Source organism: Tropicimonas aquimaris (assembly GCF_042676185.1).
Taxonomy (GTDB): Bacteria; Pseudomonadota; Alphaproteobacteria; order Rhodobacterales; family Rhodobacteraceae; genus Tropicimonas; species Tropicimonas aquimaris.
The window spans coordinates 223,275-241,202 of record NZ_JBHTJT010000051.1; the positions used below are offsets into that span (position 1 = coordinate 223,275).

A 17,928-nucleotide genomic window follows, 5' to 3' on the forward strand; every position below is an offset into this window, starting at 1 on the left:
CGCCTGATGGATTTTTCGGGTCGGGTGGTGTGTCAGATGCCGTACGGCAGAACTGGCAGGCGCCCCTCTTCCGTCAGCAGCCAGACGTCGCGCCCCTCGATGACCACCGCCGAGAGCGCTTCGCCATAGCCCGCGCCGGTGTCGAGGTTCAGCCGGTTTCCGCAGTGCATAACCTCGTCCACGGGCGTGTGCCCATGAACGATCAGCGGGCCGTGGTCGCGGGTGTCCGACAGGAAGGGTTCGCGGATCCAGACGAGGTCGTCGAGGGTCTGCCGTTCGAGCGGCACGCCCGGCCGAATTCCCGCATGGACGAAAAGGCACTCGCCCTCTGCATAGGGCGTCGTGAGGTCGTCGAGAAAGGCGAGGTGGCTGACGGGGACGGCGTCCAGCGCGTCGGCGTGAATGTCCAGATCGTCTCTGCCCGCCGAGACATCGACCCCGTAGGAGGCGAGCGTGGCACGCCCGCCGAGCGGCTCCCACAGCCAGTCGAGGTCGTGCCGCAGGTTGTCCTTGAGCTTCTCCGGATGCAGGAAGCGTCGCATCATCCGGTCGTGATTGCCGAGCAGCACCACATGCGGCGCGCCTGCGTCGCGGCACTGGATCAGGTGGTCGATCACGCCCTTGGTATCGGGGCCGCGATCCGGCAGGTCGCCGAGATGGACGACGGTCGCACCCGGATCGCCCACGGCGGCCTTGTCTGCGTCGATCAGCGCATGGGCGCGCCTCAGCTTTTCGAGCTGCCCATGAATGTCGCCGATCGCATAGGTCCGCATGATCCCGTTCTCTCCAAATGCCTGCGGGCGCCCCTTGCCAGGACGCCCGCAGATCTCTCTAGTCCATCGTGGCCGATCAGGCGACGGCAAACTCCAGCGGGCTGACGTTCTGGAACAGGCCCGTCTCCTTGAGCTTGCCGATCACCACGTCGTTCACCGCCTCATCGACATAGAGCAGGGCGATTGCATCCTTGCCCGGCTCGGTCCGTCCGAGGGTGAAGTTGGCGATGTTCACGCCGTTCTCGCCTACGATCCGCCCGAGCGTGCCGATGATGCCGGGCACGTCCTTGTTGGTCGTGTAGAGCATGTGCTCCCCGATCTCGGCATCGATGTTGATGCCCTTGATCTGGATGAAGCGCGGCTTGCCGTCGGAGAACACGGTCCCGGCAATCGAGCGCTCGCGGGTGTCGGTGACCACGGTCAGCTTGACGAAAGCATCGAAGACGCCGGATTTCGCCTGGGTCGTGCGCGAGACCTGCACCCCGCGCTCGGCGGCCTGGATCGGCGCGGAGACGAGGTTCACGTCGGGGTTGGAGGCCTTCATGACGCCCGCGATGGCCGAGCAGCCGAGCGCGTCGAGGTTCATCTCCGCGACCTTGCCGTCGTAGAGGATGTTGATCGCCTTGATCGGCTCGTCGGTCATCTGGCCGATGAAGGCGCCGAGATGTTCGGCGAGCTTCAGCCACGGCCCCATGACCTTGGCTTCCTCGGCTGTGACCGACGGCATGTTCAGCGCGTTCTCGACGGCGCCGGTGTTCAGGTAAGCCGACATCTGCTGCGCCACCTGCAGTGCCACGTTCTCTTGCGCCTCGGTCGTGGAGGCGCCGAGGTGCGGCGTGCAGACCACGTTGGGCAACCCGAAGAGCGGGTTCTCGGTGGCCGGCTCCTTGGCAAAGACGTCGAAGGCGGCGCCGGCGACATGGCCTTCCTTGAGCATGTCGGCCAGAGCCTCCTCGTCGACCAGGCCGCCACGGGCGCAATTGATGATCCGCACGCCCTTCTTGGTCTTGGCGAGGTTCTCGCGGCTCAGGATGTTGCGGGTTTTGTCGGTAAGCGGGACGTGCAGCGTGATGAAGTCGGCGCGCTTCAGCAGTTCGGCCAGTTTGACCTTGGTCACGCCGAGTTTGGCCGCACGCTCGTCGCTGAGGAACGGGTCATAGGCCAGCACCTTCATTTTCAGACCAACCGCGCGATCGCAGACGATCCCGCCGATGTTGCCCGCACCGATCACGCCCAGCGTCTTGCCGGTCAGCTCGACGCCCATGAACTTGGACTTCTCCCATTTGCCGGCGTGGGTGGAGGCGGAGGCCTCGGGGATCTGGCGCGCCACGGCGAACATCATCGCGATGGCATGTTCGGCGGTGGTGATCATGTTGCCGTAGGGCGTGTTCATCACGATCACGCCCTTCTTGGAGGCGGCCGGGATGTCGACGTTGTCGACGCCGATCCCGGCGCGGCCGATCACCTTGAGGTTGGTGGCGCGCTCGAGAATCTTGTCGGTCACCTTGGTGTTCGAGCGGATCGCGAGGCCGTCGTAGTTGTGGATCAACTCGATGAGTTTCTCGGGTTCCTTGCCGAGGGTCGGCAGGAAATCCACCTCGATGCCATTGTCGCGGAAGATCTGGACAGCGGTTTCGCTGAGCTTGTCGGAGACGAGAACCTTGGGAGCCATGAGTGGCACTCCTTCGAAAACGGGGAGAGGGCGGGGGCCGAAGGGCCCCCGGAACGGCGATGGGGTCGTGGATCAGGCGGCGGCGAGTTGCGCCGCGATCTCGGTCTCGAAGGCCCAGACGAGCCACGGGACGAGCGCCTCGAGATCCGAGGTCTCGACCGTCGCGCCGCACCAGATGCGAAGCCCCGCGGGGGCGTCGCGGTAGGCGCCGATGTCATAGGCCACGCCCTCGGCGTCGAGCCGCTTGGCCACCGTCTTGGCAAAGGCCGCACCGTCCTTGATCCGCGCGTCGGTGAACTTCAGGCAGACGCTGGTGTTGGAGCGGATCGCCGGGTCGGCGGCGAGGAAGTCGATCCAGTCGTTCTCGGCCACGAAACGCGCGATCACGGCCGTGTTGGCGTCTGCCCGGGCGATGAGGCCCTCCAGCCCGCCCACAGACTTGGCCCAGTCGAGCGCGAAGAGGTAGTCCTCGACCGCCAGCATCGACGGCGTGTTGATCGTCTCGCCCTTGAAGATGCCCTCGATCAGCTTGCCGCCCTTGGTCAGGCGGAAGATCTTGGGCAGCGGCCAGGCGGGGGTGTAGCTCTCGAGCCGTGCCACCGCGCGGGGGCTGAGGATCAGGATGCCGTGTGCGGCCTCGCCGCCCAGCACCTTCTGCCAGGAGAAGGTGGTGACGTCGAGCTTGTCCCAGGGCAGGTCCACCGCGAAAGCCGCGGAGGTCGCGTCGCAGATGGTCAGCCCGTCACGGTCGGCGGGGATCGCGTCGCCGTTTGGCAGGCGCACGCCGGAGGTGGTGCCGTTCCACGTGAAGACGACGTCCTTGTCGAAGTCGACCTGCGTGAAATCGACGATCTCGCCGTATTCGGCGGTCCGGACGGTGGCATCGAGCTTGAGCTGCTTGACCACGTCGGTCACCCAGCCGGCGCCGAAGCTTTCCCAAGCCAGCATCTCGACCGGGCGTTGCCCCAGAAGCGACCACATTGCCATCTCGACGGCGCCGGTGTCGGAAGCGGGCACGATGCCGATGCGGTAGTCGGCGGGCACGCCGAGCACGTCGCGGGTGATCTCGATCGCGTCGGAAAGCTTCGCCTTGCCGATGGCGGCGCGATGCGACCGGCCAAGCGGGGCGTCCTTCAGGGCGTCGAGCGTGAATGAGGGGGGTTTGGCACAGGGGCCAGAGGAAAAACGAGGGTTCGCCGGCCGCGCAGCCGGGGATTGAGTCGCCATTGCTGGTATCCTTACAGATATATGCCCCTCGTTGGGGAGGGGTGTCCCACGGACGCCTCTACGAGAGCCCCGGGAAAATAACAAGTGCCGTTTCGCGGCCCTCGCCCGGAATGCGGAGTTCTGCCGACCCTATCGGAAACCCGTGACGCCGATTGGCAAGAGGGCCGGGCCTGTGAATGGTCTCCCGGGACCGGGGGGCACTAGAAGGTGGGCCGCCGGAATGCCGTTCTCCTACAACAGATTGAAGCCGCGCCCCTCAGGCGAAGGACCGTCCATGTCCTGCAGCATCGCGTCATCGCAGGTTGCCCTCCAAGAAATCTTGAAGGGCGCCAGTATCAAAGCCGTGTTCTGAGGTCCGGCGCTGCGCCTTTTCACGGCCGTATCCGGCTGCATCGATCAATCGGATTACAAAACGACGCCGGTCGGGGCGCAGACCGAACAGGGCGTGGTCGTCTGCCAGCTCTACGCGACGGAGCGGGTCCTGTGGGACGAGGCCTTTTCCGCACCGTCGGGAATGTCCATCGCCACCGCGGACAAGATGTGATTGGAAGAGCGCCATCGCCAGCCGGGCAGATTGGCGGTCTGTCCAGGCACGGGGCGGAGGGGGCTGGCGAAGGCGGACGGTTCCTGCTTTATGCCCGCCAGATCCCGTGCCGCAGGAGCCTCGCATGTATGTCACCACGCTGCTGACCAATCCCGTTCGGCCCCGCCTCGAGCCGGCGGCCATCGAGGCGCTGCGCACTGCCTGGGGCGGTGGAGCGGCGGTCTGGCTGGCGCCCGGGGCGGCGGCGGAGTTCCCGATGGAGGCGCTGCCGGAGAACCGCTGGCAGGTCTGGGAGGACATGCAGGCGCTCGGCATCGACCTCGTGGTCCAACCCGCCGAAGGGCGGCGCAAGCGGATGCTGCTGGCCGACATGGACAGCACCATGATCGGCCAGGAATGCATCGACGAGTTGGCCGACGAGGCCGGCGTCGGCGCACGCGTGAAGGAGATCACCGCGCGGGCGATGAATGGTGAACTCGATTTCGAAGGCGCGCTGCGCGAGCGCGTGGGGCTGCTCAAGGGGTTGCCGGAGGGCGTGATCGCCAAGGTGCTGGCCGAGCGCATCACCTACACACCGGGTGGCCGCGAACTGATCGCAACGATGAAGGCCAATAGCGGCTATGCCGCGCTGGTCTCCGGCGGTTTCACCGCCTTCACCGCGCAGGTCGCCGCCGGGCTCGGCTTTGACGAGCACAGGGCCAACACCCTGCTGGTCGAGAACGGCGTGCTGACGGGCGTGCCATCCGAGCCGATCCTCGGGCGGGAGGCCAAGGTGGCTGCGCTCAAGGAGATCACCGCCCGGCTCGGCATCACGGCCGCAGATGTGCTCGCGGTGGGGGACGGGGCCAACGACCTCGGCATGCTCGAACTCGCGGGGGCCGGTGTAGCGCTCCACGCCAAGCCGAGTGTCGCGGCGCAATGCGACATCCGCATCAACCACGGCGACCTCACGGCGCTGCTGTTCATCCAGGGATACTCGGTCGACGAGTTCGTCGAGGCCTGAGTGCCGACGGATATTCACCGCATGTTTGATCAACATTCTCGTCAATAAAGGGATCGGCGCAGGCTGGTTGCATGAAACCGCTGCCCGAGACTTTTGCCGCCCTTGCCGACGACACCCGCTTCGCCATCGTCGAGCGCCTTCTGACCGAGGGCACACGCACCGCTGGTGAATTGTCGGAGGTCGCCCCGATCTCCGCGCCGGCAATCTCGCGCCATCTCAAGGTGCTCCGCGAGGCCGGTGTCATCGATCAGCGGGTGCAGGGCACGAAACGCATTTATTCCGTGAACCCCGAGGCGCTGCGGGCCATTTCCGCCTGGACGATCTCGCACCGGGCCTTCTGGGAGGGCAGCCTCGACCGGCTCGAACAGGCATTGCAGAGCAAAGAGGAGATTTGATGGAAACGCTTGAAGACGTCCGGCTGGAACGGATCTTCCCGGTCAGTGTCGAGACCCTGTACCGCTATGTCAGTTCGCCCGAAGGCCTGGCTCGATGGTGGGGCCCCGAGGGCATGAAGGTTCCGGAACATGCGCTGGATTTCACTCGCAAGGGGCCGTGGTTCTCGGTGATGGAGAACGGGGAGGGGCAGCGCTTCAAGGTCTCGGGTCATGTAACCCATGTCGACCCGCCGAAGTCGGTGGGCTTCACCTGGGCCTGGCATGATGACCAGGGTCGGCGCGGCGCCGAAAGCCACGTCACCCTCACCGTGACCGAAACCGACCGCGGCGCGCATCTGGTGATCGACCATCGCGGCCTGCCCGGCGCCGAAGCCGCGGAAAACCACACGAGGGGCTGGACCTCGTCGCTCGTCAAGCTGGAGCGGCTGGCCGTCTGAAAGCCATTTCCCCGCATCTCAACAGGAAAGGAAACCGGGATGCCAAAGTATGTATTTGCCTATCATGGCGGGAAGAAACCCGAGACCGAGGAGGAAGGCGCCAGGGTCATGGCCGAATGGACGGCATGGTTCGAGGCGATGGGCGACGCGGTCGTCGACGGGGGCAACCCGGTGGGCCAGTCCTGGACGGTGCATTCCAAGGGCGTGGACGACAACGGCGGCGCCAATCCGATCTCCGGGTACACGCTGATCCAGGCCCCGGACATGCCGGCCGCGATCGCTCACGCCAGGGTCTGCCCGATGGTCAAGGACGGCAGCGGGACGGTCGAGGTGGCGGAAACCTTCGACATGTAACCACGGCCGGCCCTGTGCCGGAGCACGGCGAGGGCCGTCATCTTGCCGCCTTACGCCGGCCATACCCGTCCGCCCTGTTGAACCGGGGCGAGTAACCGGGAGACGGCGATGCTTGGACGAGTGGCGGGAGTCCTTGCGTGGATATGCTGGGTCGCTGCCCTGCTGACGGTTCTGTTCGGATTCAGCCTGCCTGATCACGAGGACGGTTCGGCCGCGCTCGGCCTGTGGGTGGCGGTCGGGCTCATGGCCTCGCCCTTCCTGATCGGGGGCACGGTGCTGAGCCTGATTTCCGCGATGCTCCGCAGGCGCGCCTTGCGCAGAGAGGCCAGCGCGCGCGCCTGACGCGCGGCCCGGCCCCTCCGGCGGGGTCCTCTGTCAGTCGAACAGGCCCGGCACCGGACGCATCTGCCCCGTTTCGAACCCCCGGCGGCTGAGCAGCCGTGGGTTGCGGAGCCGTTGCGCCACCGGGTGCTCCGGGCTGAGGACGCCGAGGCGCACCAGGATCGCGGTGATGACGCATTCGCTGGCGCGGGTCGTTCCGTCCTCGATCTTGAGCGCCACGCCGATCCGACGCTCCGGCAGGATCGCGATGTAGAACCCCTCCGCCCCGGTCTTGACCACGCCCGCGCCGCCGAGCGCGCGGGTCAGATCGGTGCAGGCCCGGCCCTCGCCGGCGATCAGCGCGGGATGCGCCATCATCGCCTGCGCCAGCCGGGCCTGCGCGCTTTGCCGGCGCCCCCGGCCCTCTCGCGCCGCTGCGTAGCCCGCCATCGCCCGTCCAATGCCGGCGAGGCTGGCGGCGAAGTTCGGGGCAGAGCAGCCGTCGATGCCGAAGCCGGGGCAGGTCTCTCCGGTTACCTCCTCCCAGGCCGCCCGGACGGCCAGCTGCACCGGATGGTCGGGCTCGGTGCATTCCGGCCCCGCGCCAATGTGCCGGTTCAGCGTCAGGAACCCGCAATGCTTGCCGGAGCAGTTGTTGTGCACCTGGCAGGGGCGCTCGTCGGAACAGAGCAGGCGCTTGTGCTCGGCCGGATCTTCGGGGTCCTGCGGGCCGCAGCGCAGGTCGCTGTCTGTCAGCCCGAGATCCGCAAGCCAGCGCTCCGCCCGACCGGTGTGGATTGCCGCCCCGCTGTGGCTGGCGCAGGCGAGGGCGAGCTGTTCGGTAGTCAGCCCGACAGCATCGGCGGCCCCGCTCTCCAGGAGCGGCAGCGCCTGCACCATCTTGGCCGAGGACCGGGGCAGAACGACCTTGTCGGCGTCTCCCCAGGCCTCGATGACGGCGCCAGAGCCGTCACAGATCACCGCATGTCCGCGGTGCACGGATTCGCGGATGTCTCCGCGCCAGAGTTCAACCAGTTCCACGGCGGCCATTTCGTCTCTTCTCCCGGCAAATTTCCGCCGTCAGGGCTTCACCCTCCCGGCACATCTGCGTTACCATGCAAAACAGCAGGTTGAAATTCCATCCGCTTTCCGAAGAGTCCATCAAGGGCCAAGAGCGGCTAGTGTGAGGCAGAGACAGCTGGAGGCTGCAGACAGATGAAATCCTGGATCACGACCGGACTGGCGGCCGGTGCACTCGTTCTTTCGGGGGCCGTTGCCGGTGCGCAGGAATCCTCGAACCGGGTCGCCGCCAAGACCGACTGGAGCGTGTTCGTCGAGGAAAACCCGACGGAATGCTGGGGGGTGTCCTCGCCCAAGGAAACCGTGAACAGCCGTGATGGCAAGCCGGTCTCGGTGCAACGCGGGGATATCCTGCTGTTCGTCACCTTCCGTCCGGGTGCGGGTGCCGCGGGCGAGGTGTCCTTTACCGGCGGCTATCCCTTTGCCGGCGGCTCGACCGTGACGGTCGAGGTGGGCGACAGCAGCTTCGAGCTGTTCACCGAGGGCGAATGGGCCTGGCCGGCCTCGCCGGAGGACGACGCCAAGCTGGTGACGGCGCTGAAGCGCGGTGCGGAAGCCAAGCTGACCGCGCGGTCCAGCCGCGGGACACGAACCGAGGATACCTTCTCGCTGATGGGGTTCACCGCGGCGATGGAAGAGGCCGAGCAGCGCTGCGCCCAGTAGGGCGCGACGCCTGATCCCGAAATCGCCGACGGCCGGCGGACCGGCCGCGCAGATCAGAGGTTGTCCTCGACGCGGAAGCCGTCGGGGATGCCTTCCGCGTGGCCGTCCAGGACCAGGTCGGCCATTACCTGCGCCACCTTGGGCGCCATCCCGAAACCGATCTTGAAACCGCCATTGGCGACGAAGTGACCGGGCCGCCCTGGCCAGGGGCCCAGCATCGGCGCCCGGCTCCGCGCCCGCGGCCGCAGCCCGGCCCATCGCGCGATCACCGGCGCGTCGGCCAGGGCCGGGCAGGCGGCCCGCGCCCGCGCCACGACCTCGTCGATCTGGCTGTCCACCGTGTCGGGGGCGTCGAACTCCCGCTCGGTCGTGGAACCGATCGCGAGCGTGCCATCGGCATGCGGGATCGCGTGGACGCCGCCGGCGAGGTATTGCGGCGCGTCGGGGCGATTGAGCTTCAGAAGCGCGGCCTGCCCCTTGATCGGCGCGCCGACCGTCTTGCCCAGATCTGCGCTCAGGGTCGCCAGCCCCCAATGCCCGGTTGCCCAGAGCACTGAGCCTGCGTCCTCCGCCTCGCCGATCACCACCTCGCCCCCGGCCGCCTCGATCGCCGCTACCAGCGCGGCGGCGGCCTGCCGGGGGTGGAGCCGCGCGGTGAGCGTGTCATGGATCAGCCAGCCGGTGGGGCTGAGCGGCGCCCAGTCGCCGAAGCTCTCGGACGGCACCACGCGCCATTCGGCCTTGCCCTGCCAGAGCTTCTCGGCCTCCACCCCGCGCTCCCGCGCTCGTTCGAGTCCGGCGGCATCCTCCACCGGCTGGAGTCGGCCGCTGCGCAGGTATCCCGGATCGCGGCCAGAGGCCTCGGCCACCCCGGCCCAGAACGCCGCGGCCATGACGAGGCTCTCGAACTGGAACTGCTTCTTCGGATTCCAGTTCTCCGGCACATGCGGCGCCAGCGCGCCAACCAGCCCGCCGGAGGAGCCGGCGCCGATCCGCTCCCGTTCGATCAGACAGACTTTCGCCCCGCGGCGGGCCATTTCCCAGGCGCAGGCGAGACCGAAGATACCGCCCCCCCGCACCGTGCAGTCGATCCTTGCCAAGGTCTCACCTCTCGCCCATTGTCCGCGCGCTTGAAGAGGGGTCTAGACCAGGTGCAGCAGAGTGACCAGAACGGCGGATTGATCTGGCGGGACGGCAATGTGCCGGTCTCCGCGCGGTTCGACGATCCCTATTATTCGCTCGACGACGGGTTGGCGGAGACCAGCCATGTCTTTCTCGACGGCAACGACCTTCCGGCGCGGCTTCGGCCGGGCTTCCAGGTGGCCGAACTCGGTGTTGGTACCGGACTGAACCTGCTGGCGCTGGCCGATTGCGCGTCGGGGGCCGGGGTGGACGGGGTCCGCTATGTCGGGTTCGAGGCCTTCCCGCTGGAGGCCGGCGACCTCGCCCGCGCACTGGCGCCCTTCTCCGGGCTCGAGGCCTTCCGCGAACCGCTGCTCGCCGCCTGGGATCCAGCCGGCTTCGAGGCCCGCATCGGTCCGGTCTCGGCAGTGATGATCCGCGGTGACGCGCGCGACACCGTCCCGGCCTGGCAGGGCGCAGCCGACGCCTGGTTTCTCGACGGGTTCGCCCCGGCGCGGAACCCGGAGCTCTGGCAGGACGACCTGATGGCGGAGGTCGGGCGGCACACCGCCCCGGGTGGCAGCTTCGCCACCTATACCGCCGCCGGCGCTGTCCGACGGGCGCTCGCCGCGGCCGGTTTCACCGTCGAGCGGCGGCCGGGCTACGGGCGCAAGCGGCACATGAGCGCCGGGAGGATGCCGGCATGACCGCGGGCACCGACAACAACCGCCTCGGCATCATGCTGATGATCCTCACCACCTTCGTCTTTGCCATGCAGGACGGGATCTCGCGGCATCTGGCGGCCGAGTACAACGTCTTCATGGTGGTGATGATCCGCTACTGGTTCTTCGCAGCCTTCGTGCTGACGCTCGCCCGGCAGCGTTCCGGCTCAATTGTGACCGCGGCGCGGACCACGCAGCCGCTGCTGCAAATCGGGCGCGGCGTCCTGCTGGCGCTGGAGATCTGCGTCGCGATCCAGGCCTTCGTCTATCTCGGGCTGGTGGAAAGCCACGCGATCTTCGCCTGCTACCCGCTGATGATCGCGGCGCTCTCCGGCCCGATCCTGGGAGAAAAGGTCGGCTGGCGCCGCTGGGCCGCGATCGGGGTGGGCTTTGTCGGCATCCTCGTGATCCTCCAGCCGGGGCGGGCGGTGTTCTCGCCCTATGCGCTGGTGGCGCTCGCCTCGGCGCTGCTCTTTGCCCTGTACGGGCTGATGACCCGCTACGCCGCCCGTCGTGACGCCAGCGCCACGAGCTTCTTCTGGACCGGCGTGTCCGGCGCGGTGGTGATGACGATCGTTGGCGCCTCGCATTGGCAGCCGATGGCGTCCGGGGACTGGGCCTGGATGGGCCTTCTGTGCCTGACGGGGGCCTCCGGGCACTGGCTGCTGATCCGCGTCTACGAAGTCGCCGAGGCCAGCGCCGTGCAGCCATTCGCCTATTTCCAGCTGGTCTTCGCCAGCGCCCTTGGCGTTCTGGCCTTCGGCGAGACGATCCGCCCGAACGTGCTGGTCGGCGGCATGATCGTGATCTCGGCCGGGCTCTTCACCCTCTGGCGTCAACGCCGCGCCGCCTGACGTCGCGAGCCATGAGGCCGGGGCGCTCCCGCCCCCGGAGCTGCGCCGCAAGCGGCTTGTCCGGCGTTGGGCCGGGCCGCGCCTTCGGCGCGGCAGTTGCACTTGGACCGGGTTCTGCGCCAGCACGCCGAAGGCGTGCCCGGCCCAACGCTTTCCTGCCCCGCAAGGGGCAGGAAAGGGGCGGGAGCGCCACCGGCTGGTTTAGCCGTTGCGGAGGAAGTCGATAACCTTGGGCGGGGCATCGCGGGTCTCGCCCGAAAGACGGGCGCGGTAGATCAGGATGCTTTCCGTCACGCGCATCACGTAGTTGCGGGTCTCTCGGAACGGGATGTGCTCGATCCAGTCGATCACGTCCACCTCCTCCGACCGCGGGTCGCCGAAGCGCGACACCCAGTCGAGCGAGCGCCCCGGCCCTGCGTTGTAGCCCACGGAGACCAGCACCGGGGCCGGGCCGAACACCTCGATCAGTCCGGCGAGGTAGGTCGATCCCAGCGTCACGTTGTAGGTCGGATCTCCGGTCAGCCCGTCGCGGTCGTAGGGGATCTTCAGCTCCGCCGCCACGTCGCGGGCTGTGCCCGGCATCAGCTGCATAAGCCCGCGAGCGCCTGCGGGGCTCACGACCCGAGGGTCGAACTCGCTCTCCCGGCGGGCGATCGACAGTGCGAGGGCCTTCGACACGGGCAGGTCGCGTTCCATCAGCGGGCTGAGCGGGTAATAGGCGGCCGGGAGCACCATTCCCCCCTCCGCCGCGCGCTTGGCGATCATCAGCGCGATATGGGTCTCGCCCAGCTCCAGCATCAGGTCCGCAAGCGTGCCGGCTTCCTCTCGCGGCAGCCCTTCGACCAGATGCGACAGGAAACGTTCCGCCAGAGGGTCGTCGCCCGCGTCGAGCAGCAGGAGACCGGCGGTCAGGACCGAGCTCTGGCGAAGCGGACTGTCTTCCAGCTTGGGGAAGACCTCGCGGCCAGAGAGAGTAGGGTCCAGTGGTAGACCGCCCGCCTCGGCTGCCAGGAGTCCGTAGTAGCTCGACTGGTAGAGCGCCCCGTCCGCATAGGCCGCGCTCGCGCCCGCCGCGTCGCCAAGCGCCTCAAGCGCGCGCCCGCGCCAGTAGCCGGCGCGGCCAAGGCTGATCGGCGTCTGAACTGCGGCGGCGAGCCGGTCGAAGTGGAACAGCGCCAGTTCCGGATCACCCAGCTTTCGCAAGGCGATATAGCCGGCCAGCCATTCGAGGTCTGCGAAGTTCCCGCCTTCCACGAGGAAATGCTGGCTGGCGAGCGAATAGGCCGCGACCGCCTCGCCGTCCCGCATCAGCTGGCGCGAATAGATCCGCCGCCAGTTCGCCCAGTGTTCCGGTCGCCCGAGCGCGTCTGGCGCAATCGAGCGTTCGGCCATCAGCGCGATGGCGTCCTCGCTGCGCCCCTTTCGGACCCGCCAGTTGAACCGTTCGTAGGCCAGCCCGGCATCCCCGGCGAGCGCCTCCGGCACGGCCTCGATCCGGCTGTCGACCCCGGGCGCCTGCGCGGTCAGCGCGAGCCGGGCCTCCGCCAGCTTCTGCCAACCCTCGGGGACGAATTGCAGCATCCTCCGCGCGGCAGTCTCCTCGCCGCGCCAGAGCAGGTCGTCGAGTCGCGCCGTGTGGTGCTCCGAAAGCAGCGAACGGTAGAGGTCGAGCAGGCTGGTCTCGATCTCGGGCGACAGGGTCCGGGTGCGCCAGGCCATGACCGCGATCGCCTCGGCGTCGCCGGCATGCCCGAGGGCGCGATGCGCCTCGACCAGCCGCAACACGCCGGTGCCGGTCTCGGGCAGGCGCCCGCCGAAATAGGCGACGACCTCGGCCGGATCGGCATCCTCCGGGATCGAGCCCTCGCCGCGGGTCTGCAGCAGGTCGAGCCCCGGCCAGTCCGGTCGCCGCGCAAGGAAGTCGCGATAGGCGTCGAACGGGGCCTGCCCGCCCTGCCGCAACCGGTGCCATTCGATGATGTCGCGCCCCTCGGCGCCGGCCGGCCGGACCGCGACGGCGGCGCCACGCCAGTTGCCGGTGCGCATCTGTTGCAAGGCATCGGCAAGCGCCGCGCCCTGTGCCGACGGCGCGGCCGCGACCTGAAGCGGCAGCATCAGGAAGAGGAGCATCAGTGGGACGAATCGCAAGGTGTCTGCCCGGTTGTTCTTGTTAGTCCGAATTCGATCGCACCGACCCTAAAGGACGTGTATCTCGCCGCAACTCACAAACTTGGCAATTCCCTTTCGGCCATATAGGGTCCGCCGCGTTTTGACGATGAGCGACTCGGGCTGCGGCCCGGTCAGGCGCGCCGCGGCGCGGGAAACGGAGGAAATCATGTTCAAAGGCTCAATTCCCGCTCTGGTCACCCCGTTCAAGGATGGCAAGGTGGACCTGGAAACGCTTGATGCGCTGATCGAATGGCATATCGCAGAGGGCAGCAGCGGCTTTGTGCCGGTCGGAACCACCGGCGAAAGCCCGACCTTGAGCCATGCCGAGCACGGCGAAGTGGTGGCGCGCGTGGTGCAGGCCGCCGCCGGCCGGGTGCCGGTGATCGCCGGCGCGGGGTCGAACAATACGGCCGAGGGCATCAACCTGATCCGCCATGCGGAAAAGGTAGGTGCAGATGCGGCGCTGGTGGTGACGCCCTATTACAACAAACCGACGCAGGAGGGCCTCTACGCCCACTTCAAGGCGATGCACGACGCCAGCAACCTGCCGATCATCATCTACAACATCCCCGGCCGTTCGGTCGTAGACATGTCGCCCGCGACCATGGGCCGGCTGGCGGAACTGCCCCGCATCGTCGGGGTGAAGGACGCCACCGGCGACATCACCCGTGTCAGCAAGCAGCGCCAGACCTGCGGGCCGGATTTTGTCCAGCTTTCGGGCGAGGATGCCTCCGCGCTCGGGTTCAACGCGCATGGCGGCGTCGGCTGCATCTCGGTCACCGCCAACGTCGCGCCGAAGCTTTGCGCCCAATTCCAGGCGGCGACGCTTGCCGGCGACTACGCCAAGGCGCTCGAATACCAGGACCGGCTGATGCCGCTGCACACGGCGATATTCCTCGAGCCGGGTCTGGCGGGTGCGAAATACGGCCTGTCGCTGCTTGGCAAGTGCTCCGAGGACGTGCGTCTGCCGCTGGTCGGGCTGACCGATGGCACCAAGGCGGCGATCCGCGACGCGATGGAATTCGCAGGCCTCCTCGGCTAAGGAGGGCGCGGGAGAGGGGGCAGCTGGATGGACCCTTTCAGCGGTGGATGCCTCTGCGGCGATGTCCGCTTCGTGGCCAGGGGCCGGCCGGATCGGGTCGGCCTGTGCCATTGCCTCGATTGCCGCAAGCACCACGGCGCGCTATTTTATGCCGCCGCGATTTATTCCGCGCAGGCCGTTACCGTGCAGGGCGAGACCCGGAGTTACCGGGGCCGGCATTTCTGCCCGCACTGCGGCTCCTCGGTCTTTGCGCGCAGCGGTGACGAGATCGAACTGCACCTCGGGGCGCTCGACGACACCGCCGGCCTTGTCCCCGATTACGAATGCTGGGCCGTTCGGCGTGAGGCCTGGCTCCCGCCCCTACCGTTCCAGAGCTTCGAGCGGGACCGAGAAGAACCCAAGGGCTAGGCCCGCGGCCTAGCCGATATCGAGCCAGAGCTTGCCATTGCGATACCCGCCCCGGATCAGGTGTCCGGGCTCACGGATTTCAGGATGGTCGAAGGCCCAGTCGCGGAACTGGTCGTTCGACACCACCCGCGCGCCCAGATCGCGCGCCACTTCCAGCAGGATCGGATCGGCTGGTGTCCCCTTGTCGACCACGATTACGTTGTCCCTGGGCAGGGAAAGGCGCCGCGCCAGCGCCCGCTCGTCGAGATACTTTCCCGCAAGTTTGTAGCTGGCATTGGCGTCGAACACGACACCTGCCTTGAAGCCCCGGTTTGAGAGGTGCCGGATGACCTCTCGCAGCGTGTCCATCTGCGGGGTCTCGTCCCGCCAGTGCATCACGTTCGATCCGTCGATCACCACCGGGCCTGCCGGTGCGCGCGGCCCCTCGCGCCAGCGGCGCAGCCCGGTGCTGACCACCAGCCAGAGGCTCGCCAGTGTCGCGGGAACGGCAAGCAGGAAAAGATCCGCCAGGTCCGCGAAGAGATAGGACACGGCGAGCAAAGAAAGGGAAAGCGCGAACAGAATGAGCGGCAATATCATGGCTCGACACTAGGTCTGTCGCCTGATGTCGTCATCCGGATTTTGAATGGCGCGGCAAGCTGCGTCATCCGATGCGGCATGCCTGCCATAGCGCTTGGAAGTTGCCGGCAAAGCGCCTATATCCGCCCTCCATGGCAAAACCGAAGGACAATCCGAATTACAAGGTGATCGCCGAGAACCGGCGGGCGCGGTATGACTATGCGATCGAGGACGATCTCGAATGCGGCATCATGCTCACCGGGTCCGAGGTGAAGAGCCTGCGCACCACCTCCGCCAACATCGCCGAGAGCTACGCGGCAGTGGAGGATGGGGAGTTATGGCTGGTGAACAGCTACATTGCCCCCTACGATCGCGCCATGTTCGGCCATGAGGAGCGGCGGCGGCGCAAACTGCTGGTCTCCCGCAAGGAACTGTCGCGGCTCTGGAACGATACGCAACGCAAGGGCATGACGCTGGTGCCTCTGGTGCTCTACTTCAACCACAAGGGCATCGCGAAGCTGAAGATCGGCATCGCCAAGGGCAAGAAGACCCAGGACAAACGCGCCACGGAGGCCAAGCGCGACTGGAACCGCCAGAAGCAGCGTCTGCTCCGCCACGGCGGTTGACGGGCCGACCAGCGCAGCCCCGACCCTTTCAGATTTCCGACGTCTTCGCTCCCGCCCAAGGATTTCGCGCGTTTGGACGGCGTTTGTGGTATCGTGGCCGGACAGTCCCTTTCAGCTGGGTGAAAGCATGGAACTTCTGATCGGTCTCCTCTCTGGCGCAATTGGTGGCAACATTGCCGGCGCGCTTCTCAAGAACATGAGCCTCGGCACGCTCGGCAACTCGATTGTCGGCATCCTTGGCGGTGGAATCGGAGCCCAGATCCTCGGGATGCTTGGCGCCTCGAGCGTGGCGACCGATGTGGCTGCCGGCGCCGGTGGCGTCGATCTCGGCAGCATCATCGGCTCGGTTGCCTCAGGCGGCGTCGGTGGTGGGGTCCTTATGGTGGTCGTCGGCCTCATCAAGCAGATGCTGGCCAAGTAGTACCGTCCTGTGTCTGCACGGCCCGTCGGCAGAGCCCGGGCCGGGCATCCTCCTTTGGCTTGCGTCCCGGCCTCGCGGACGGTAGCCCTTTCGGACAAGATGCTTGCGTGGAGGGCCGGATGGGCAGAGACGATCCGAAAACGCTTGTCAGCACCGACTGGCTGGCAGCCCACCTGAACGATCCCGACCTGCGGGTGCTGGACGCGTCGTGGTACCTGCCGGCGATGAACCGCGACGCCAGGGCGGAGTATGACGCCGGCCACATCCCGGGCGCGCGCTTCTTCGACATCGACGAGATCAGCGACCTTCGCTCGGACCTGCCGCACATGGTGCCGCCGACGGAGAAATTCATCAGCCGGATGCGCAAGCTCGGGGTGGGCGATGGTCACCAGGTCGTCGTCTACGACGGTATGGGGCTGTTTTCGGCCGCGCGGGTCTGGTGGCTGTTCCGCCTGATGGGGCATTTCGACATCGCGGTGCTCGACGGAGGCTTCCCGAAATGGCAGCGCGAGGAACGCCCGGTGGAGGACGTGCCGCCGCTGATGCGCGACCGGCACATCACCGTGCGGCGCCAGGCGGACATGATCAAGGACGTGACCCAGGTCGCCCAGGCCGTAAAGCTCAAGGACTGGCAGATCGTCGATGCGCGCGGACCCGGCCGGTTCCGCGGCGAGGAGACGGAGCCGCGCCCCGGACTGCGCCCCGGCCATATTCCCGGCTCTCTGAACGTCCATTGGGAGACGCTGACCAACGAGGACGGCACGTTGAAATCCGATGCCGAGCTGCGGAGCCTGTTCTCCGAGGCCGGCGTGGATCTCGACCGTCCGATCATCACCACCTGCGGCTCCGGCGTGACCGCGGCCGCGCTCACGCTTGCCCTGACCCTGCTCGGCCACGGGCGCAACGCGCTCTATGATGGCTCCTGGGCGGAATGGGGCATGTATCCGGATCTGAAGGTAGAGATCGGATGAGCCTGACCCCCGCCGGAGGCGAGATCTCCTACACCGTAACCTGGCTCGAGATGACCAAGCGGCCGTCCTTTGGCTGGCCGCATCAGCCCGTCGGCGCGCCCTCGGCGTTGCTCAAGGCCGATACGCCTCCGGTCTGGTTCTTTCTCGGCCTCTATGACGCGGTCGGCCGCGACTATGCCTGGGAAGACATGCACGACCGCAGCGAGGAGGAGCTGGCCGAGTGGCTGGCGAGCGACAATACCTCGCTCTACACGCTGATGCGCCAAGGCTGGCCGCACGGGTTCTTCATGCTCGATCACCGCAAGCCGGGCATCTGCGACCTTGCCTATTTCGGCCTCGTGCCGCAGGCGATCGGCCGTGGCCTCGGGCGCTTCCTTCTGGAAAGCGCCGTGCTGACAGGGTGGGACATTCCGGGCGTCGAGAAGATGACGGTCAACACCAACACGCTCGACCACCCGCGCGCCCTCGGGCTCTACCAGCGGATGGGCTTCGAGGCGGTTCGGCGGACCGATCATACCCGGGTGCTGAAACGCGCTCATGACGCCGGCCGCATTCCGGACTGAGTC

The 17,928-nt window shown here is 67.3% G+C and carries 21 protein-coding genes; 14 read left to right on the forward strand and 7 right to left on the reverse strand.

Going from position 1 to position 17,928, the window contains the following annotated elements:
* Nucleotides 1–32 precede the first annotated feature (32 nt).
* The 3 genes from ACFQ2S_RS22155 to ACFQ2S_RS22165 all read right to left on the reverse strand — a co-directional run bounded on the left by ACFQ2S_RS22155 (nucleotide 33) and on the right by ACFQ2S_RS22165 (nucleotide 3,672).
* Nucleotides 33–773: a metallophosphoesterase gene (locus ACFQ2S_RS22155; RefSeq protein WP_386078152.1), complete on the reverse strand. Its 741-nt coding sequence runs from the start codon at nucleotides 771–773 to the stop codon at nucleotides 33–35.
* A 76-nt stretch (nucleotides 774–849) separates the two neighbouring features.
* Entirely contained in the window at nucleotides 850–2,445 is a 1,596-nt protein-coding gene (serA, locus tag ACFQ2S_RS22160; RefSeq protein WP_386078155.1) for a phosphoglycerate dehydrogenase, read from the reverse strand.
* A gap of 72 nt (nucleotides 2,446–2,517) precedes the next feature.
* A complete protein-coding gene (locus ACFQ2S_RS22165; protein WP_386078158.1) occupies nucleotides 2,518–3,672 on the reverse strand; it encodes a phosphoserine transaminase in 1,155 nt (384 codons plus the stop codon).
* A 668-nt stretch (nucleotides 3,673–4,340) separates the two neighbouring features.
* Between ACFQ2S_RS22165 and serB the strand changes: the two genes are divergently transcribed.
* From serB to ACFQ2S_RS22190, 5 genes are all read left to right on the forward strand, one after another.
* Nucleotides 4,341–5,219, forward strand: a complete 879-nt coding sequence (gene serB, locus ACFQ2S_RS22170) for a phosphoserine phosphatase SerB (RefSeq protein ID WP_386078161.1) — start codon at nucleotides 4,341–4,343, stop codon at nucleotides 5,217–5,219.
* A gap of 71 nt (nucleotides 5,220–5,290) precedes the next feature.
* Complete coding sequence (locus ACFQ2S_RS22175; RefSeq protein ID WP_386078163.1) at nucleotides 5,291–5,614, forward strand: ArsR/SmtB family transcription factor; 324 nt, start codon at nucleotides 5,291–5,293, stop codon at nucleotides 5,612–5,614.
* Nucleotides 5,614–6,051 carry an SRPBCC family protein gene (locus tag ACFQ2S_RS22180; RefSeq protein WP_386078165.1) on the forward strand — a complete coding sequence of 146 codons (438 nt, stop codon included), beginning with the start codon at nucleotides 5,614–5,616 and terminating at the stop codon, nucleotides 6,049–6,051. Before ACFQ2S_RS22175 ends, ACFQ2S_RS22180 begins: the two co-directional genes overlap by 1 nt.
* Nucleotides 6,052–6,090: 39 nt before the next feature.
* A complete protein-coding gene (locus ACFQ2S_RS22185; RefSeq protein ID WP_386078167.1) occupies nucleotides 6,091–6,405 on the forward strand; it encodes a hypothetical protein in 315 nt (104 codons plus the stop codon).
* Nucleotides 6,406–6,513: 108 nt separating this feature from the next.
* Nucleotides 6,514–6,747, forward strand: a complete 234-nt coding sequence (locus tag ACFQ2S_RS22190; protein WP_386078170.1) for a hypothetical protein — start codon at nucleotides 6,514–6,516, stop codon at nucleotides 6,745–6,747.
* Nucleotides 6,748–6,780: 33 nt separating this feature from the next.
* Here the strand turns inward: ACFQ2S_RS22190 and ACFQ2S_RS22195 are convergent, their stop codons facing one another.
* A complete protein-coding gene (locus ACFQ2S_RS22195; RefSeq protein ID WP_386078172.1) occupies nucleotides 6,781–7,776 on the reverse strand; it encodes an asparaginase in 996 nt (331 codons plus the stop codon).
* Nucleotides 7,777–7,941: 165 nt separating this feature from the next.
* On the opposite strand from ACFQ2S_RS22195, the gene ACFQ2S_RS22200 reads away from it, so the two are divergent.
* On the forward strand, nucleotides 7,942–8,469 hold the full coding sequence (locus ACFQ2S_RS22200; RefSeq protein WP_089233558.1) for an invasion associated locus B family protein: 528 nt from the start codon (nucleotides 7,942–7,944) through the stop codon (nucleotides 8,467–8,469).
* A 53-nt stretch (nucleotides 8,470–8,522) separates the two neighbouring features.
* Here the strand turns inward: ACFQ2S_RS22200 and ACFQ2S_RS22205 are convergent, their stop codons facing one another.
* Nucleotides 8,523–9,569 (reverse strand): NAD(P)/FAD-dependent oxidoreductase, encoded by a 1,047-nt coding sequence (locus tag ACFQ2S_RS22205; RefSeq protein ID WP_386078174.1) that lies wholly within the window; start codon nucleotides 9,567–9,569, stop codon nucleotides 8,523–8,525.
* A gap of 51 nt (nucleotides 9,570–9,620) precedes the next feature.
* Here ACFQ2S_RS22205 and mnmD point away from each other — a divergent pair, with 51 nt between their 5' ends.
* On the forward strand, nucleotides 9,621–10,298 hold the full coding sequence (gene mnmD / locus ACFQ2S_RS22210; protein ID WP_386078176.1) for a tRNA (5-methylaminomethyl-2-thiouridine)(34)-methyltransferase MnmD: 678 nt from the start codon (nucleotides 9,621–9,623) through the stop codon (nucleotides 10,296–10,298).
* Entirely contained in the window at nucleotides 10,295–11,167 is an 873-nt protein-coding gene (locus ACFQ2S_RS22215; RefSeq protein WP_386078179.1) for a DMT family transporter, read from the forward strand. Before mnmD ends, ACFQ2S_RS22215 begins: the two co-directional genes overlap by 4 nt.
* Before the next feature lie 201 nt (nucleotides 11,168–11,368).
* Here the strand turns inward: ACFQ2S_RS22215 and ACFQ2S_RS22220 are convergent, their stop codons facing one another.
* Nucleotides 11,369–13,315: a lytic transglycosylase domain-containing protein gene (locus ACFQ2S_RS22220; protein ID WP_386078182.1), complete on the reverse strand. Its 1,947-nt coding sequence runs from the start codon at nucleotides 13,313–13,315 to the stop codon at nucleotides 11,369–11,371.
* A 187-nt stretch (nucleotides 13,316–13,502) separates the two neighbouring features.
* Between ACFQ2S_RS22220 and dapA the strand changes: the two genes are divergently transcribed.
* Both dapA and ACFQ2S_RS22230 read left to right on the forward strand, forming a co-directional pair.
* A complete protein-coding gene (gene dapA, locus ACFQ2S_RS22225) occupies nucleotides 13,503–14,378 on the forward strand; it encodes a 4-hydroxy-tetrahydrodipicolinate synthase (protein ID WP_386078185.1) in 876 nt (291 codons plus the stop codon).
* A gap of 27 nt (nucleotides 14,379–14,405) precedes the next feature.
* On the forward strand, nucleotides 14,406–14,786 hold the full coding sequence (locus ACFQ2S_RS22230) for a GFA family protein (protein ID WP_386078188.1): 381 nt from the start codon (nucleotides 14,406–14,408) through the stop codon (nucleotides 14,784–14,786).
* A gap of 9 nt (nucleotides 14,787–14,795) precedes the next feature.
* On the opposite strand, the gene ACFQ2S_RS22235 is transcribed toward ACFQ2S_RS22230, so the two are convergent.
* On the reverse strand, nucleotides 14,796–15,365 hold the full coding sequence (locus ACFQ2S_RS22235) for an NYN domain-containing protein (RefSeq protein ID WP_386078191.1): 570 nt from the start codon (nucleotides 15,363–15,365) through the stop codon (nucleotides 14,796–14,798).
* Nucleotides 15,366–15,496: 131 nt separating this feature from the next.
* On the opposite strand from ACFQ2S_RS22235, the gene smpB reads away from it, so the two are divergent.
* The 4 genes from smpB (at nucleotide 15,497) to ACFQ2S_RS22255 (ending at nucleotide 17,925) form a co-directional block, all read left to right on the forward strand.
* On the forward strand, nucleotides 15,497–15,970 hold the full coding sequence (gene smpB / locus ACFQ2S_RS22240) for an SsrA-binding protein SmpB (protein ID WP_089233551.1): 474 nt from the start codon (nucleotides 15,497–15,499) through the stop codon (nucleotides 15,968–15,970).
* A 127-nt stretch (nucleotides 15,971–16,097) separates the two neighbouring features.
* The gene (locus ACFQ2S_RS22245; protein ID WP_386078194.1) at nucleotides 16,098–16,391 is read left to right on the forward strand and encodes a hypothetical protein; all 294 of its coding nucleotides are present in this window, start codon (nucleotides 16,098–16,100) and stop codon (nucleotides 16,389–16,391) included.
* A 119-nt stretch (nucleotides 16,392–16,510) separates the two neighbouring features.
* On the forward strand, nucleotides 16,511–17,362 hold the full coding sequence (gene sseA, locus ACFQ2S_RS22250) for a 3-mercaptopyruvate sulfurtransferase (RefSeq protein WP_386078197.1): 852 nt from the start codon (nucleotides 16,511–16,513) through the stop codon (nucleotides 17,360–17,362).
* The gene (locus ACFQ2S_RS22255) at nucleotides 17,359–17,925 is read left to right on the forward strand and encodes a GNAT family N-acetyltransferase (protein WP_386078200.1); all 567 of its coding nucleotides are present in this window, start codon (nucleotides 17,359–17,361) and stop codon (nucleotides 17,923–17,925) included. The genes sseA and ACFQ2S_RS22255 overlap by 4 nt, the downstream gene beginning before the upstream one ends.
* Nucleotides 17,926–17,928 lie beyond the last annotated feature (3 nt).